12 protein-coding genes are annotated in these 16,117 nt (G+C 51.6%); 1 reads left to right on the top strand and 11 read right to left on the bottom strand.

The genetic code is table 11. The features are described from left to right. Positions 1-33: 33 nt before the first annotated feature. Together WFJ73_RS12440 and WFJ73_RS12435 are read right to left on the bottom strand one after the other, a co-directional pair. Positions 34-1,014, bottom strand: a complete 981-nt coding sequence (locus WFJ73_RS12440; protein WP_336773364.1) for an aldo/keto reductase — start codon at positions 1,012-1,014, stop codon at positions 34-36. Positions 1,015-1,110: 96 nt separating this feature from the next. Continuing rightward, positions 1,111-1,593, bottom strand: a complete 483-nt coding sequence (locus WFJ73_RS12435) for a tetratricopeptide repeat protein (RefSeq protein WP_336773363.1) — start codon at positions 1,591-1,593, stop codon at positions 1,111-1,113. A gap of 109 nt (positions 1,594-1,702) precedes the next feature. On the opposite strand from WFJ73_RS12435, the gene spoVB reads away from it, so the two are divergent. Beyond that, entirely contained in the window at positions 1,703-3,250 is a 1,548-nt protein-coding gene (spoVB, locus tag WFJ73_RS12430) for a stage V sporulation protein B (RefSeq protein ID WP_336773362.1), read from the top strand. Between the two features lie 94 nt (positions 3,251-3,344). On the opposite strand, the gene WFJ73_RS12425 is transcribed toward spoVB, so the two are convergent. From WFJ73_RS12425 to WFJ73_RS12385, 9 genes are all read right to left on the bottom strand, one after another. After that, positions 3,345-4,580: a VWA domain-containing protein gene (locus tag WFJ73_RS12425; protein WP_336773361.1), complete on the bottom strand. Its 1,236-nt coding sequence runs from the start codon at positions 4,578-4,580 to the stop codon at positions 3,345-3,347. A gap of 3 nt (positions 4,581-4,583) precedes the next feature. Beyond that, on the bottom strand, positions 4,584-6,923 hold the full coding sequence (locus tag WFJ73_RS12420; RefSeq protein WP_336773360.1) for a DUF5682 family protein: 2,340 nt from the start codon (positions 6,921-6,923) through the stop codon (positions 4,584-4,586). Then, the gene (locus WFJ73_RS12415; protein WP_336773359.1) at positions 6,881-7,975 is read right to left on the bottom strand and encodes an AAA family ATPase; all 1,095 of its coding nucleotides are present in this window, start codon (positions 7,973-7,975) and stop codon (positions 6,881-6,883) included. Before WFJ73_RS12415 ends, WFJ73_RS12420 begins: the two co-directional genes overlap by 43 nt. Next, on the bottom strand, positions 7,951-9,759 hold the full coding sequence (locus WFJ73_RS12410; protein WP_336773358.1) for a hypothetical protein: 1,809 nt from the start codon (positions 9,757-9,759) through the stop codon (positions 7,951-7,953). The genes WFJ73_RS12415 and WFJ73_RS12410 overlap by 25 nt, the downstream gene beginning before the upstream one ends. 13 nt (positions 9,760-9,772) lie before the next feature. Further along, positions 9,773-11,221, bottom strand: a complete 1,449-nt coding sequence (locus WFJ73_RS12405) for an SWIM zinc finger family protein (protein WP_336773357.1) — start codon at positions 11,219-11,221, stop codon at positions 9,773-9,775. Positions 11,222-11,392: 171 nt separating this feature from the next. Continuing rightward, positions 11,393-12,664: a metal-dependent hydrolase gene (locus tag WFJ73_RS12400; protein WP_336773356.1), complete on the bottom strand. Its 1,272-nt coding sequence runs from the start codon at positions 12,662-12,664 to the stop codon at positions 11,393-11,395. 55 nt (positions 12,665-12,719) lie between these two features. Continuing rightward, the gene (locus WFJ73_RS12395; RefSeq protein WP_336773355.1) at positions 12,720-13,472 is read right to left on the bottom strand and encodes a hypothetical protein; all 753 of its coding nucleotides are present in this window, start codon (positions 13,470-13,472) and stop codon (positions 12,720-12,722) included. Between the two features lie 173 nt (positions 13,473-13,645). Continuing rightward, positions 13,646-14,845: an MFS transporter gene (locus WFJ73_RS12390; RefSeq protein WP_442955948.1), complete on the bottom strand. Its 1,200-nt coding sequence runs from the start codon at positions 14,843-14,845 to the stop codon at positions 13,646-13,648. A gap of 60 nt (positions 14,846-14,905) precedes the next feature. Beyond that, positions 14,906-15,934, bottom strand: coding sequence for an ROK family protein (locus WFJ73_RS12385; protein ID WP_336773353.1), 1,029 nt, complete (start codon positions 15,932-15,934; stop codon positions 14,906-14,908). Positions 15,935-16,117 lie beyond the last annotated feature (183 nt).

The following is a 16,117-nucleotide window of genomic DNA, read 5'->3' as shown; positions in this document are numbered from 1 at the left end:
TCCGATAAGGAACCAGCTTTTTCTCCTTTACACTTACAAGGCTCCAACAACGCGGTGCGGAACATACTGTTCCTCGAGGTATTTAATCTCGTCCGGCGTTAACGTAAGATCGATCGATCCGATTGTTTCTTCGAGCTGAGCCATGCTTGTTACGCCGATAATCGGAGCCGTAACCTGTTCCTTTTGCAGCAGCCATGCCAGGGCAACCTGAACTCGGGGAACGCCGCGTTTATTCGCAATTTCCGCAACCCTCTCGGCGATAACGCGATCCTGCTCGGCGAATGCGTCGTATTTCATCTTTTGCGCCTGATCGGTTTCGGAGCGGTGCGTGACGTTACCCCAGTCGCGGACCAATCTGCCGGATGCAAGAGGACTGTAAGGAATTGCGCCAATCTTCTCCTCTTTGAGCAGAGGCATCATCTCGCGTTCTTCCTCCCGGTACATGAGGTTAAGATGATTCTGCATCGCGACAAAGCGGGTCCAGCCATTTTGTTCCGCAACATGCAGCGCCTTCTGGAACTGCCAGGCATACATGGCTGAAGCCCCTATGTATCTAGCCTTGCCTGCTTTTACCACATCATGCAAAGCTTCCATCGTCTCTTCAATCGGGGTGTTGTAGTCCCAGCGGTGAATCTGGTACAAGTCCACATAGTCAGTTCCCAGTCGCTTCAGGCTATTATCGATTTCGTTCATAATCGCTTTACGGGAAAGCCCCGCGCCGTTCGGGCCCGGCTGCATGCGGAAGAATACCTTCGATGCAATAACGACTTCATCCCGGTTGGCGTAATCCTTCAAGGCACGACCGACAATTTCTTCGCTTGCTCCGGTCGAATAAGCATTCGCCGTATCAAAGAAATTGATTCCCAAATCCAAAGCTTTCTTAATAATCGGCCGGCTGTTCTCTTCATCAAGAATCCACGGATGATTCCAGCGTTCCACGTCACCAAAGCTCATGCAGCCAAGACAAAGGCGTGAAACATCCAATCCCGTATTCCCCAATTTCACGTATTCCATCCATATCCCCTGCTTTCCTTTTAGTCGATCCTATTATCTCACTTGGAGTTAACTCCAAGTCAAGGCTCGTCTAGCAAAAATTCGAATGTGTATTCCCTAATCCCACCGCTGGTCTAATTTATCCGCATAGAAAAGTAAAGCTTTTCGATAGGATTGTATACCTTGGTCTCCGCTTGTCTCTGCTAGTTGCTTCAGCAAAATTTCCATAGCCGCGCTATGCTCCTCAAGGTTATAAAGCACCATCGCATAAAAGACCTGAAACTCCCTATTATCCGGATATTCTTCTATCGCTTCCCGAAAAACAGACTGTGCTTCGGCATACATTCCCAATGTCCGGTAAGTGCTTCCCAGTCCCAAATAAGCGCCTTGCCGCTCCTCGCCGCTAAGGCCAAGCTCTATTGATTTTTGATAAAAAGGGACGGCTTCCCTCTCCAGTCCCATCGAATCATGCACCCATGCGCATTGATACCAGACGGACGGATTAGCGGGATATCGTTCAGTGAGCGCCAGCAGCATGGATCTGGATTCCTCTAATTGTCCCGATTCTCTTAGTTGTATGGCGATTTCCATTTCATTCAAGGTTATTGCTCCTTCCAAAAAAGCCTCCCGCCATGCAAGCAGCTTGTTCGCATGCTTTTCCAAACGGTGAATACACTTAAGTATTCAAGCGTTTTTTCAGGAGGAAAGTATGGCACATCCTAAATCGTCATTCGTAAAAGGTACGTTAGTCTTGTCGGCTGCCGCTTTCATTAACCGGATTCTCGGCTTTATCAGCGGCATGTACATCGCCCGCGCGCTTGGCGCGGAAGGCATTGGTCTGCTTATGATGGCTCATCCTCTTGTACCGCTGGTCATTACGATTACGGAGCTGGGACTTCCCGTTGCCATCTCCAAGCTGGTCGCTGAAGCCAATGAGCAAGGCGACCGAGCTAAGATCAGGCGAATTCTGAATGTCTCTCTTGCGATTACATCCGTACTCAGCATAACGCTGACGACCTTCTCGCTTATTTTCTCGGAGTGGATTTCTTCGATTCTGTTAAGCGACCAGCGAGCTTATCTAGCGATGCTCGCGATCACGCCAATTGCTCCGATTGTAGCGATCTCCGCCGTCTTGAAAGGCTATTTCCGCGGCATGCAGCAGATGAAGGCTATTGCCGCATCCGATGTCCTTGAGCATACGGTGCAAATCGCCTGCGTATTGGCGCTTGTCCACTTGCTTCTGCCTTATGGCGTTGCCTATGCGGCGGCAGGCGCTATGGCCGCTTCCGTCATTAGCGAGATGATCAGTCTTCTCTTTCTTGCTGCCAGCTATAAGCTTTACGGCGAGCGGAAAGCCGAGGGGGAAACGTGGAGGAACCATCTCAAGCACGGAAGAAGCACGCTTAACGAGCTACTTAACCTGGGAATGCCAACGGCAGGTCAAGGCGTTATTCATTCGTTATACAGCGCATTTCAGCCTTTGCTAATTACCACCAGTCTAGCAATGGCTGGTATCGGCACGGCTATGGCGACGAAGCAGTTTGGTTTGCTGGCTGGTTACACATTCCCCTTGTTGTTTATGCCCAGCTTTATAACCAATTCTCTCTCAACTGCGCTAGTTCCTGCCATCAGCGAAGCGGCGGTCAGCAAGAACACTTTGCTCATTCACGAGCGGATGAACCAAGCCATGATTGTTGGCCTCTTAATCGGCGCGCCGGCAACCGTTATTTTATTTCAGTGGGCAACGCCATTAACGTCCGTCATTTATGGGGCTCCCGATGCGGGAATGCTGCTGCAGATCCTGGCTCCGATGTTCTTCTTCCATTATTTTGACGCACCTCTGCATGCCATTCTGCTAGGGCTTGGCCGGACGAATGCCGCATTGTGGAACTTTATCATCTCCACCGCCTTCAAGGCCGTCTCCATCTTTGTATTCGGCAGCCAATTCGGCATTGTTGGAGTTGCGTTTGGCATCGGGATTGGCATGGTTCTGCAGATGATGCTTAATTTCTTCTCCATCTCCAGCTCGATCGGCTTCTATTGGCCGGTAGAGCCCTACATTAAAGTAGGCTTGTGCATGGTGCTCATGGCGCTCTTCGGCCGTTGGTCCATGGCTTTCTTCACCTATGAAGGCTGGTCGATGTTATGGAGCATGGTAGCCTCCATTGTCGTCTCCACTCTCTTCTATTTCATAACCCTTATGCTGACGAATACGATTAGTTGGAAAAGCTTTCGGCGTGCGATTCCGCTGCCTTAATTCATATAAGTTACCGTAATATGCGTTATGTAAATCAATAAAATTGACATGAAAAAGCCTGCAATCGAGCTGCAGGCTTTTTGTCTTCGTATAATTATTTTCCTTTTGCGGACTGTCCCATCCGGTCGGCAAGCTGCTGCAGGTCCATTCCCTTCAAAGCGCCTTCGATCAGCTCCGCCAGCTTATCCGGCGTGCAGCCGAAGCAAGGAATGCCGTATTGCGCCAGCTTTTTCGCGACTGATTCGTCATAAGACGGTACGCCGTCATCCGACAGGGCAAGCAGGCAAACGGTTTTTACGCCGGACTCATGCATCTCCTTCAGCCGCCTGATCATCTCGGTCCGGTTGCCGCCCTCATACAGGTCGGAGACTAGGATAAAGATCGATTTCTTCGGTTCGGTAATAAACGGCTCGCAATATTGGAGCGACTTATTGATATCGGTCCCGCCGCCAAGCTGAATGCCGAACAGCATATCCACCGGATCGCTCGCACACTGCTCGCTTAAATCCACCACCTCGGTATCAAAGGCAACCACCTTCGTCTCCAGCGATGGCATACTCGCAAAGATGGAACCAACAAGCGACGCATAGATGACGGAATTCGCCATTGAGCCGCTTTGATCGATATCGAGAATGACGGTCCATTCCTTGCTTTTCCGCGCGCGGTCGAAGAAATAAACCTTCTCCGGAATAAGCAGCCCGCGTTCCTGATCGTAATGCTTCAGGTTCTTGCGGATTGTCGCCCCCCAGTCGAGACCGCTTAAGGAAGGCAGCGGAGAATGCTGCCTCCGGTTCAAAGCTCCGGTAACCGCGCGGGTAAGATCCTGCTCGAGGCGCTTCATGATATCTTCCACGACTTCCCGCACGAGTGCCCGCGCAGTCTCTTTCGTACGCTCCGGAATTTGGCCGCGAAGCGACATTAAGGTGGCGACCATCCCGATATCGGGCTTAACCTGGGACAACAGCTCCGGTTCGAATAGCAGCTGGGTAAGCCCCTTGCGTTCCACGGCATCGGCCTGAATGACGGACACAACATCCGGCGGAAAAAAATGCCGCACATCGCCAAGCCATTTGGCTAACTTGGGAGACGATGCCCCCAGACCGGCAGATCGGGATCTGGAAGTATTGCCGTTGGCCTGGCCGCTAAGCCCGGCTCCCGAACCCGTCCCTTCTCCTTCATAAATAGCCGCAAGGGCTTCATCCATCAGCAGATCCTCATCGCTTAATAGAGGTCTTCCTTGCGGACTGCCTGCTCCCTGCAGCTTTTGTTCGGCAGAAGCTCCTAATATAAGCCTCCAGCGTCTGACTTGTTCCGGATCCATTGTCGTCATAGGCTATATATCTCCAAAGTCAAAGTCGTTAAGTTCATCCAGCTGCTCCTTCTCTTCATCGTTAAGCGGACGTTGAAGGGCTTCGCCGGTTGGTTCCGCTCCGCTTCCCCACAAATCGCCGAGCAGCTCGGCAATTGCCGCTTTCTCCCTAGGCTCGAAGCCTCCGAATGCGCGCCTCAGAAACACAAGCGAGCGCTTGAACGGCTCTTCCTCCAGCGAATTCACGTATTCATCCAGCTGACGCCATAAATAATCTCTCGACAATAACGCGTAACGGTTGCGCATCGACATGCCTTCGAACCAGCCGGATCCAATGTCCGCCGGAATACCGGGCGACAGACGGCGCGATACTTCCCTCGAGCAATCCTCTTCGCCGGCTTCGTTCTTCTCGAGTACGATCGCAAAGGCGAAACCGGACAGCTTGGCGTTGCGGTCATCCCTGGCCGCAAGCTCCTTCAGCTTGTTCATCCAAAGCGCCCCGTCCACGAGCTGGTAATGCTCTTCCGCCGCCGCATCCATCGCTTGAATGGCGGTTACCATCCCAGCCGCCGCATCGTCATTGCAGCCGGCTGCATCCTGCAGCATAAGGGTACCGCGCAGGAACAGCTGCTGCATAATGGGCACCAAAGTCTCCGTCTCGATCCGGCGAATGGAGCCGTACTGCAGTAATACGGACAGCTCTTGCACCGTCTCGGCAATTTGCTCGAAGCTGCCGGCATCGACGGCAAGCCGCTGCAATGCGCCGGTCGCCTGCCCCATTACTTGCGGCAGCCCGCATTCGCAGGATTTGCGGATCAGCTTGGCTGCATCGGCGATGTTTGTGCAGGCCAGCAGCTCTTCATGAATAACATAAGCGGCTGCAAGCTCGACCGTCTCGCCTTTTAGGGTGGATTCGACCGTCTCAATCTCGGCCTCCGGCGACCACTGCAGCACCCAATGCTCCGCCCAGGTCGCGTCCGTCTGACTAACCCGCTGCTTGCGGGCAAAACGGATTCCCAGCACGGCAAGCCGGTGCAGAAAAATCGAACGGTTCAAATCAAGGAATGCGGATTCCTCGGATTTCACCCGCCTGTTTTCCCTCAGATCCAGCTCCAGGCCAGCGGCAACAAGCGTCTTGTATTTGTCCAGCTTCAGCCGTTTGAGCTCGCGGTTCAAATCATCCTGCACGGGTGTCTGGCTTACGCCTTCCGGCAAGCTGCCGATTACCGTTCCGATATCCACTCTCGCAAGCGCTTCTGCGACAGATGAAAACTCCCCAAAGCCGAAAAGTACGGTGGCCGCGTCCCGCAGGTCCTTCCAGGTCGGCAGCACGCCGTCATGCATAAATGCCAGCGCATCTGCCATTCTCACTGCCTCGATGACCGAAGCCGTAGAACGCCATGTTCCTTGCTCCCGCATTTGCATGGCAACGGAGGACAGGTATAAGGCCGGCAATTCCTTCATCTTCCCTTGCTTCATGCATTGCCACAGCAGCGAATAGTAGGCTGGCGCCTGATTCCCCGCCCCATAACCGGAATGCGAAGATAATTTATAGTAGGAATAAGGCATTAACGTCATCTTGGATGGCACTCGAGGCAGCTTCTTGATCTCCGCATCCGTCATTGCCGGCAGATCCAAATTGAGAGCTGATGTATGATGGGCGCCGCTGACCACTACGATTTTATCCCGTTTATGACCGGCCTTAATCGTATCTTGAATTTTACGGCGCATGAAAGCTTCCCGAATCTCGTTATAGGCGTAACCTCGCGGTGTCAATATCTGTTCATCCTGATCCGTTAGCTCCCGCATCTCCTCCGCATACGTTCGGATCGCGCTTCGGTAGCTGTCCGGCTGCAAACGATGCTCGAAATGCCGCTCCCAATACGCTTCATAATCCGGTTCGCCGGACAACTCGGCAATTCTGCTATAGAGATCCGCAGGAGCTTCGGCTTCCTGAACGCTGCCATCCGACAGATCCGGTGACGTATCCCTCCTTGCATCCGCGAGGGCAAGGGATACCTCCGTCGGCAAATCGATAAACTCCGTATGGCAGTTATGGTTGCTAGCCCATAACAAAGCCTGATATTCCGGGGAATAGTCGGCGAACGGATACAGCAGCGTGCGTACGGGCAGCCGGTCCGTATAAGCGAGCATGGCTACCGGCGGGACTACGCCGCGGGCGGTCAGCTGCTCGGCAAGAATACCCGCGTCGCTTGGACCCTCGATTAATACCGCAGTCGGCTTCACCTCCCCGAGCAGGGCGAGGAGATGATAGGAGCCTGCCGGCGACAAATGCCTGATGCCGAAATAATGCGGTCCGCTCAACCGTTCATCTCCGCGCACGCGTTGTACAGGCTTCGCCATGACGCCCCCCGTTTTTTCATCACGTTATCGAGATATTCCTTCCATACCTGCTGATCCTTCGCATCATCCTTCACGATAGCCCCTTGCAGCCCGGCTGCGATATCCTCGTCGGTCAGTTCTCCGGTGCCGAAGCTTCCGGCAAGCGCCATGCTGCCCGTAAGCAGCGAAATCGCTTCGGCCGTCGAAATTACGCCGCTGGGAGACTTCACCTTCTCTTTGCCGTCAAGCGTCAGGCCGCTGCGAAGCTCGCGGAAAATCGTCACAACCTTGCGAATCGCTTCGTCATCCGGCTGCGAGGCGCGCAGCTCGTAGTTCGCGGATATTTCGCTTACCCGGCGGCGCACGATATCGATTTCGGTATCCATGCTTGAAGGTGCCGGCAGTACCAAAATATTAAAGCGCCGCTTCAAGGCAGCCGACATCTCGTTTACGCCGCGGTCCCTTGTATTTGCCGTAGCAATAATGGAGAAGCCGCGTTCAGCGGGAACTTCCCTGCCAAGCTCGGGAATGGCTATTGTCTTCTCCGACAGGATAGAGATCAAAGCGTCCTGCACTTCGGACGCGCAGCGGGAAATCTCTTCAAAGCGGGCGATTCCTCCGCCTTCCATGGCACGCAGAATCGGGCTGCGGATCAGCGCTTGATCCGACGGACCCTGCGCAAGCAGAAGCGCATAGTTCCAGGAATAACGGACATGCTCCTCGCTTGTGCCAGCCGTTCCTTGCACAACCTTGGACGAGTCACCGTGAATCGCGGCGGTCAAATTTTCAGACAGCCAGGATTTTGCCGTCCCCGGCTCGCCGATCAAGAGCAGCGCCCGATCCGTCAGAAGAGTAGCAATCGCCATCTCGACCAGACGCTTATTGCCGATATATTTCGGAGTAATCGGGGTCTTCCCGGCCTGGCCGCCGGTAATGAAGGTTAGCACCGCTTTGGGAGACAGCTGCCAGCCGACAGGCTTCTCGTTATTTTTATCGGCCGCTTTCAGCGCTTCAAGCTCATGCGCATACAGCTGCTCCGCCGGCAATCTTAATACATTTTGTTTTTGATCCATGCCCATACTCCTTTTCCACTCTCCCCTGCTTGATCATCCGGCATCGCTTCCAATGCTTCAACAATCTCCAGCAATTCATTTTTAACCGATTCGTACGCAAGTGCTTCCGCAAAAGCGCGAAGACGAGGCGCATGAGCCTTCGGCATTGATGCAAACAACTGCTTCATCCGCCAGTCTATGTAATAGAAGCTGCGGGAGGTTTTGTTCTCAAGAAGCCCCATGAAGAGCTCGGGAGCATCCTTAAACCCAATGCGGAATAACGTCAGCAGCACATTTTGCGTCCGGTAATCGTTAACTCTTGAGCCGTCCTTCAGCTTAGATACAAGATAGGACGTCACGTCCCGGTCATTCCGATGCGCAAATGCGCAGACCAGATCCGTCAAGTCCTGATCGGCAAGTGCCTTCACCCAGCGCCGGTCCCAAGCCTCTTCCGGAACGGCTTCGGCATGTTCGTCTCTGCCTGCCAGCTGTTCGTGAACGATTTGTTGAATCGCTTGCTGCAGCAGCTTCGCCGATGCTGAACGTCCCTTGATGGCATCCGCATACCGGTCGAAGAGCTCAGCCGGAGTCAATTGCCTAAAGGCAGCGCGGAAGCTGTATCCGATAAATTTGCCTTTATAGGCGGAATGCAGACCAATCGCAAACCGGTCAGCCGTTTCCGATTCCAGCGCCAGCAGAAGCTCTGCCGCCGTGTCCTGCACGCTACCCGCGTCGGCGGTCATGAATTCATCGGTTGCCAGCAGTCTGCCGAGCATCGGGAAGGCTGCCTCGGCGAGCTTATGCGCATGGCTATTCAAGCAGCGCAGATCGGTATAGAGCTGCTGCAGTGCTGCTTCTCTCGCCTTGCCTTCGCTTGCCGAATAACGGTCCAGCTGTTCTTCCGCGTGCGCGATGATTCGCTTATGAAGCGTAAGCGCCGAACATTTGCGAATCGGGTATATAACAAGCTCCGCATCCTTGGATGTGACGGCTTCAAACAAGCGGTCCTGGCATGGAATGGATGCAAGCCGCGCAAGAGCATAATAGGCCGCTTCGCGGACTTCTTTCCTTTTTTCCCGGCTTTGCTCAAGCAGGAAGCCCTCTTGGCCTTCGTAGCCGCTGAGCAGCTCGATCGCCGTAATCTTCAATTCCGGCGCGCCCGATGCACCGGCTTCCTGAACGAGCTCCAGCGCGGATTCGCCTTGCAGGAGGTGAAGCATCTGAAGACGTCTTGCATCCCCTTTGCCGCCCTGCAGATTTAGCTGACTCTGAAGTAAAGGAACAGCCGCTTGACCGAACTCCGGCAGTATTTTTTGCTGAATGAACTCCGGAATTTCGGAATAAACATCGTCCAGCGCGCTGCACAAAGCGGGCAGTGCCCGAAGATCCAGGAAGCTCCTGTCTTCGTAAGCCTGACGGATCTGCTCCAGCCTGCCCGAGCCCTTCGTCGTTAAGGCTTCGAGCAGCGGATGCAATCTCCGGAAGGTTACCTCCGTGGGAAGCGACAGTCCTACGCTGCCCACAGGCTGTGTCTCTCCCGCAATATCGGTTTTGCCCTGCGTGTGCAGGACGGCGCTGAGCAGCGTGGCCAGCTCCAGCAGCTTCAAAGCGCTTTCGGCACGGGGGGCTTGAATAAGTCCTTCCGTTGTATCTGCCAATCGTTTGAATACGGGTGCGGCTTCCCCGGCTTTCTGCAAGGAAGGCAGCAGCTTCGATAACCGGATATCCCCCTCGGCCAGGCTGCTGCCGGCAATAAATAATCTTCGAACCTCAACCTGAAGGTCAAGCAACAGATCTACGCTCATGGAAGTCACTCCTCTAATACAACAGCCGAATAATTCGGCTATCCGTGATGATGCTCATCGGCTGCGCCGACAGACGTCCGCTGTCCACGTCATGTTGGAACATGACCAGCGCGGCTTGATCCCGCAGCTCCTCTTCTTGCAATAACGGCACAACCGTCTCGAGTCGTGCAGGCGTAGCAATCATATCCGATGTCACCGGAATCGGCTTGCCTTGCTTATCCCGGAACAAGTAACCTTCTCCGGACTTCTCGATGGTATGGTAGGCGATTAGCACAACCGGATTGCGGTTAGCGAGAGGATTCTTAATGATGTTCTTCACTTGTTTGATCACATCCGGGAAGGATCCGTTAGCTGCTCCTTTTACCGCCTTGTAATCGTGCGCGGCTGTCTCGCGGAACGTTCCCTTTTCCCACCTTACGCGGGCATTGATCTCGCCTGGATACTGGTACAACTCATCCGTTTGAACAACGGCGTGCACGGTATCCTCTTCTTTAATCTGCTTGGCCGCCCGGAACGGACGGAGATTGCGAGTGGCATGAACCGTCCCGTCCCGCAGGTCGGCCCACCATCCGGCATCGACGTATTCTCCCCTTGCCTGATCGGTATACGACAAGAAGGAAAGCTGCAGCAGCTCGGATGCTTGCCGCGCGCGGCCATACTCTTTCAGTTCGGCTAACTGCCAAGCGTGGCCAAGCTGTTCCTCAAGCGTTGATTCCGTGTCTAACGGCATATCCGGTTCCGCTAAACGCCGCTCCAGATACGCTTTTCCCTTCTTCGCCAACGAATGGATACGGATCAGCTGCTCGATAGCCTGGGAATAAATCGCTTCACGGTTCACTTCTTCGCCAAATAGCAGGATGAGCTCCCTTAACTCCGCCTGCACGCCGGGTATATAGTAATTGCCCAGTTCCTTTGCTTGATCCTCCAGAAGCTGGATATTCTTTTTGCTCAAGCTGCCGAGTCCGCCTTGAACGGTTTGCAGCACCATTTTCTCTACTAGTTGAAGGCCTTCCAGCTGTGCGTTGATTTTCTTGGCCAGCGCCGACTTGTTAACCTTGCGTTTGGCTGGAGCCGCACCGCTTGCCACTGCTGCTTCGGTTTCTTTCTTCTTCTCTTCCCGCTTCTCCGCTTTGTCCCGTTTCTCCGCGATATCCGGAGGCAGCTCTGCCTGCTCGAACGGCTTACCAAGCGCGTAAGCATACATTAAGCCAAGCGTATGCTTGCAGGGGAACTGCCGGCTTGGACAAGAGCAGCGCGACACCGGACTATCCGGCTGAACAAAATCAACCGAGCAGCGATACGGTTCCTTGCCGCTTCCTTTGCATTCGCCGAACAGCAGAGTCCCATCTTCCGTTCTTCGAAGCACCGGGAAGCTGTTCTTTTTGACCAGGTCTCGGCCATTCTTCATAGCTCCCGCATTAGGAGCCAAGCTATCCACATAAGCTTCCGTTAATGACGTCATAATCTACCTCTCAGACTTTAAGGAATTCTAGTAACTTCGACAAAATTGGCTCAATTTCCTGTTTGAGGAAACCACCAACTAATGTATGAGCCTATGATTTCAATTATGATAGAGCATTCTCCGGCCGAAAAGAAAAGGAGGCATTGCTATGCCTCCCGATCTCGCGATCTCTCAATGTTTCACAAATCCTTCTCCACTCCATGTAAATGTGTTTTTCACATAATGCCCCGTAGAATTATCATAGTAAGTGGTTTGGAACGAAGAATCGTCTATCTTATGCAAATGGGTGGAATACATGGAATCGTCCGCGCTTATAAACATGCCATCCCTTCCTCCCGCGTCTAATTCCTTAAACTCGTCGCTGCCGGTCAGAGTAAATAGCTTATAGTAATTCCCGTTGCTTGTTCCATACTGTCCTATCGTAAAATCCGGGTTTCCGTCACCGTTATAATCATCAAACGAAAGATCAAATGTAGAGTTGAACAGCAGCGGATCCGTATAAAAATCATTTAAAGCCACTCGGTTCAGCTCATTGCCGATATCATCTCTCAATACAAGGTGAAATTCTCCGCTCCAATTCGGTCCCATAAACGGTCCCGGAGACCAATCCTCGGAGTAAGTCCCGTTAACTAGCTCAATATCGATAAAATAAGGCTTTTGCATAATCGTAAACATATCGTTTTTGGATAACGTCATTGTCCCGGTGACGGTTACGGATGAGGCGTCAGCTTCTGTTTTCTCCGCGCGCAGATTGCTGAAGCTGGATTCGTTATCAACTTCAATCCGGTTTCCCAGTAGGGATGCGCGGCCAAACACGGCAGCCGACTCCGTCCGTAGCATAAACCTCCAACGCCTGCTCGAAGGATCCGGATAAGTCAGCAAGAACTCCATATGATCTTGTTTGTACCGTTCCTTCAAGCTGTGCTCCAGATCTAGCTTGGAATAGGTCAGCGTTCCAATATATACAATGGAAGTCAGAACGCCGGCAAGTACCAAATACCTGCCCTTCCGAAACCATAGCCCGATAATCACGGATAGCAGCATCGGAAATAAAACAAATGGATCATCTCGATCGATAACGCTAAATTCGTATTCATGATCAATTATCGGATAAAATAAAGCTACCCCGTTGCCTATATAATCGATCAGCAAATGAGTGCCTGCACTAATCATAAACATCAGCCATATCCGCTTGAACGAGAGTTCCTTTTGGAACACGGAATAAACGTAAGCCAATATCCAACCGATGAGCGGAACCAAAAAGACGGAGTGAAATAACAAATCGCCAAAAAACTTCGTAAAATCCGGCGCCAGCCCGGCAATCGCACCAAACAGGAGCAAAAGGGAACGCCTTCCAATCGAGTCCTTGAATGCTCTGCTAATCAAATACGCGGTGCTGGCACCTGCTGCGGCATGAATTAACGTATGTAAGATTAGATCCAAAATACTCCCCCATTATCCGAATGATTTCCTTAATATGTAAACGGATTAACGTGAGCTATTGTTGCAGCCGTACAAAATTTCTAATCATCTTCTCCATTTCCATTTTTGATTGCTCAAATTGTCGCAGACGATTACCGTTCGCGCCGGATGGATGAGGAAATCCCCATAAAACTTGCTTCTCGCCGATCTTTTTTTCGCCAAGCAATCGCTTAAATACCATTTCCACCGCTTTCCCTAATGGGATAATAAGCGGAGTATGGTACAAGGCGTGAAGCTCGCTGTTAATTAATTGATAGGCATAGTTGTAGAGCAAGGCGTTTTTTGAAAGCTCGGGGTTATGACCGCTGTAATTTTTCTTGTTCACAAAGACGGGATAACGAAGCAAGGAAGTTGTCTGAAGCAGAGGGGAATTATCTTCAAACAATGCTTTGCTGTCCGCAAGGCCGTAATACGTATGCAAACTCAATTCATTCAGCATTTGGATCAGGTTGCTTCGCATGGACCCGGCAAATCGCGCAGCCATTTTTGCTTCTTTGCATATTTCTTGCGCGGATTTGTTTTCAAGCATAGCCAGCTTCGCTGTTCGTATAGCGATCTCCATTTGATTCCAGCCTGGAGTGAGGCCAACGATCATTATTCTGGCTAAGGGATTGCTGTAATCGTTGTGCGGGGCATAATACATCTCTATCGGCCCTTCCCGTAACACGCATAATTCCGGAACCAGCAAGTCATCAGGCGAGTATCGGGGCTTAAGCGGCAATCCGCGAATAAAAGCTTCATACTTTTCAAGATTCGAATTGATTATCACGAGGCTATATCCCCTCTCTATTCATTTATGGCTAACCGCGCGTATCAAGATCATGTGTAAAAGATCTTCTTTTATTCTAAACAAGTGTGCAGCTGCGATTCCATACATAAAATAACGCCAATCTCCTGCCTTATTGGCTTGGATATTGGCGTTTCTATCTTAAATTTTCTATCTTAAATGATTTCTTTCCTTTTGGACAAATGAATATAAAGAATAATTCCGGTAATTGCGCATAATGCCGCGCATAATCCAATGAAGCCGTAGCCGGCTTGAAGACCGCGAAGCAAGCTGTTTGGCGAATTTTCGCCGACTATGTGCTTGACGAGCTCGGTAACTCCGCCAATCAGGTAATTGCCGATTACGCTGCCTAATCCCATCATCGTGACGGTAAAGGTGATCGCCGTATCGCTGCCTTTCGGATAGCGCTTTGCGATAAACGCCATTACCGTCGGATAGATCATCGCAATCCCGACACCGGAAGCGGCAAACAGGAACGCAACGTTCTCGCCGCCAGCGATAGCGGTAAAGGTGCATAATGCCGAAAACCCGGAAAAGATGATGAGAGATAACACGAAGCCAATCCGGTCCGTCAGCGGACCAAGCAGCAGACGCGCCAGCGCAAAGCATAAGAAGAAAATAGACAACATGCCGGAAGCATTCACGGTATCCCAGTTATAAGCTTTCTCCAGGAAGTTAACGAGCCAGCCGCCAACGGCAAGCTCCGATACAACTCCAAACGTCAGCACAAGCACCATTAACCACAGTACCCGGTCTTTCAACAGAGTCTTTAAAGGAACACGGTCTTCATGCGAGATGTCATCACCGGGGAACTTACTGAGCATAGCAATGACAATCGGAATCACGGACAACATCAACATCACCAGATACATTCCGCGCCAGTCCAGCGTATGCCCGGCAATTGTCACTTTCATCAGGCCGGTTGCGATCAGCGGCGCAACCGTAGAGCTTAAGCCGTAGAAGCCATGCGTCATGTTCATCATTGTACCGGTATTTCTGACGAAAATCCGGGCGCTTAGAATAGCGAGGCCAATCTCCAGCATCCCATTGCCGATGTACATAAGGAAATACGAAGCCGAGAACATCGAATAATGATGGGAGAAGAAGATAAGAATGCCGGAAAAGGCCATTGAGGCGAATGCGGCAACGGTAACCCATTTGATCCCCCATATTTTCGTCAAATAGGCCGTAAACGAACAGGCAATCAAATAACCCAAGGCGTTTAAAGATAATAAGGTGCCAAGCTGGGACTCATTCAGCATATAGTCGAATTGAATGCGCGGTATTGCCGGGCCCTTAATATTCTCCGAAAAACCGAAAATGATGAATCCGATAAATATGGTTGCCAGCTGCATGGCGTAAATCTTGTTGAACTTGCCTATACTTTTTTCCACTCTTCGCTTGCTCCTAACCTGTTATCTTTTCTCCGTGACCTGAAGCCGGTAGGTAAGGCTTTCCAGCGTAGCCGTAACAAGTCCCGTCATGTACTCCCGATGCGTGTTGTTCTGAATAAGAAGCTGCGGCATATGCTCCTCCGGAATATCCTTCAGACAGCCCTCATGCAGCTCCTTCAGCTGCGACTCGCGCGGCAGCTCGCCCGTTATCGCGATGGTTACCGGATTAATGATGGCAATAATGGAGGTTAACGTCATAACCGCCAGCCGGATAAAGCCTTCCTCCGTATGCAGCTGCCGCAGTTGCTCCTCTCGCGCAATACCGAATGGCAGGAACGAAACCTCGCCGCCAAATGTCGTGTTACCCGACAAAATCCGGCCGTCCACGATAAAGCCGGCTCCCGGAAAGTGATTCTTCGGAAACGTCACCACCGCAAACGTCTTGTCTTCCTCAAAATTTTGATGATGGTAGAAGCCGTAGACCGTCATGTTCATGTCATTTTCGACCGTAATCGGGATCCCGTACTTGTCTTCCAGATAAGGTCCTACAGGCTGTCCGGCAAGTGCAGGTACATCGCATACTCCTATAACTCCCCGGTGAACAACGCCAGGAATTCCGATGCCGATGGCCTGCACATTCTCATTGTCGTTGATTAGGCCTTCAATTAACCGATCAATAACATCCGTGTCGATGCGAGGCAGCTCCAATGTTGTCTCGTTAATCGTCTCGCCAAGCAAATTCACTATACTGTAGCCAATGGAATGGATGCCGCCTTCCGTCCTGACAAGCAGACAAATAACGCAGCCATAATTAGCATTGTATCTGTACTGCTTGGCTGGTCTTCCGCCGTTTGCCCCATCCGGCTCCAGTTCAATGATCTCGCCGATGGCAAGCAGCTCATTCAGAATCGTCCCGCAAGTAGCCACGCTTAACTTGGTTAGTCCGGCAATCGATGCTTTTGTCGCAATCCCTTGAGCCTTCAAGGCGTTTTTGACCAGTTCTACGTTCATCTTTTTCACTTGAATCGTATTATGCGTGTGAGATGACATGCTCCCACTCCTTTTAGCAAATACTTTTTAAAACATTTTTAATAAGTGGAGTATAAAGTCCTCTGCCCCATAAGTCAACAGGGAATCTGAATAGACGAATAAAAAAGTAGAGGAGTCCCATCCTCATTTTCATGACTCATGGGACTCCTCTATTCAACTGATCTTTAAAGAAAAGCATTTTCA

The organism is Paenibacillus sp. MMO-58 (genome assembly GCF_037146255.1).
GTDB lineage: Bacteria > Bacillota > Bacilli > Paenibacillales > Paenibacillaceae > Pristimantibacillus.
Note: the sequence above shows the minus strand (reverse complement) of the source record. Positions and strands in the feature narration are given on the sequence as shown.

Excerpts from the sequence above, each read along its gene's own strand:
- WFJ73_RS12440 (WP_336773364.1), bottom strand. The coding sequence starts at position 1,014 with ATGGAATACGTGAAATTGGGGAATACGGGATTGGATGTTTCACGCCTT.
- spoVB (WP_336773362.1), top strand. The coding sequence starts at position 1,703 with ATGGCACATCCTAAATCGTCATTCGTAAAAGGTACGTTAGTCTTGTCG.
- WFJ73_RS12425 (WP_336773361.1), bottom strand. The coding sequence starts at position 4,580 with ATGACGACAATGGATCCGGAACAAGTCAGACGCTGGAGGCTTATATTA.
- WFJ73_RS12420 (WP_336773360.1), bottom strand. The coding sequence starts at position 6,923 with ATGGCGAAGCCTGTACAACGCGTGCGCGGAGATGAACGGTTGAGCGGA.
- WFJ73_RS12415 (WP_336773359.1), bottom strand. The coding sequence starts at position 7,975 with ATGGATCAAAAACAAAATGTATTAAGATTGCCGGCGGAGCAGCTGTAT.
- WFJ73_RS12410 (WP_336773358.1), bottom strand. The coding sequence starts at position 9,759 with ATGAGCGTAGATCTGTTGCTTGACCTTCAGGTTGAGGTTCGAAGATTA.
- WFJ73_RS12405 (WP_336773357.1), bottom strand. The coding sequence starts at position 11,221 with ATGACGTCATTAACGGAAGCTTATGTGGATAGCTTGGCTCCTAATGCG.
- WFJ73_RS12390 (WP_442955948.1), bottom strand. The coding sequence starts at position 14,845 with ATGCAGCTGGCAACCATATTTATCGGATTCATCATTTTCGGTTTTTCG.
- WFJ73_RS12385 (WP_336773353.1), bottom strand. The coding sequence starts at position 15,934 with ATGTCATCTCACACGCATAATACGATTCAAGTGAAAAAGATGAACGTA.